The sequence below is a fragment of the Priestia sp. P5_B4 genome, assembly GCF_056400385.1.
Genome location: NZ_JBFULJ010001183.1, coordinates 1 through 941 on the forward strand (window position 1 = coordinate 1; position 941 = coordinate 941).

General features: G+C 40.3%; 1 protein-coding gene. It reads left to right on the forward strand.

Features of this window, described 5'->3' with window-relative positions; translation table 11 throughout:
- Window positions 1-97: 97 nt before the first annotated feature.
- Window positions 98-941 (forward strand): glycosyltransferase family 2 protein (locus AC1DRF_RS29790; RefSeq protein ID WP_477742545.1); only part of this gene is annotated, 844 nt, incomplete at its 3' end.

Below are 941 nucleotides of genomic sequence, written 5' to 3' on the forward strand. Positions count from 1 at the left end.
TGTGTATAAAATGACTTCACGCAAAATAAAAATAGGTCTACAACTTTTTATTTTGTCCAGTTTGCTAATTTTCATACGTGAAGGAAAGGAGAAAAGGATGTCTTTTTTACTGGTTGCTCTTGTCTTGACAGCTACGCTTGTCATCACTATCCCTACATTTAAACGTGTAAAAATAGTAAGAAACAATATGTCATGTTTGTCCATTATTATTCCAGCTAGAAATGAAGAAAGAAACCTTACCTTTTTATTGCAGTCACTCCAGCTACGGAACGCTGACTTTGAAGTGATTGTTGTAGATGACAACTCAACAGATAATACTGAGAGGGTAGCCAAAGCATTTGGCGTAAAAGTAGTGCAACCGGGCGCACTTCCAGCTGGGTGGCTAGGAAAGTCATGGGCATGCTGGAATGGAGCACGAGAAGCAAAAGGCTCGGTGCTTTTGTTTTTAGATGCTGATATTACAGTAGAGAAAGACGGAATTGAAAAAGTATTTTTCTATTATCAACAGCAAGGGGGTGTGCTGTCGGTTCATCCTTATCACCTTGTTAAGAGGCCTTATGAAATGCTTTCTGCTTTATTTCACTATGTTACGTTTGCATCGATTGGCGCGTTTCACCCCTTTAAAAATTGGAAAAGTCCTTCTGTCGGTTTCGGGCAGTGCTTGCTTTGCAGCGCAGCCTCCTACTTTCAAAGCGGAGGCCACGAAGGGATAAAAAAAGAAGTGGTTGAAAATATGGCGCTGGTTGAGAAAATGAACAAACAAGGTGAATTTATTACGTGTATGAGTGGACAGGGAGCTCTTTCCATGCGCATGTATCCAAATGGTATGAAAAGCCTTATAAGAGGGTGGAGTAAAAGTTTTGCTTCAGGTGCGGGGAAAACGGAAGCCATTTATTTATTTCTAGTAAGCTTGTGGCTTACTAGCATGATTAATTATATCC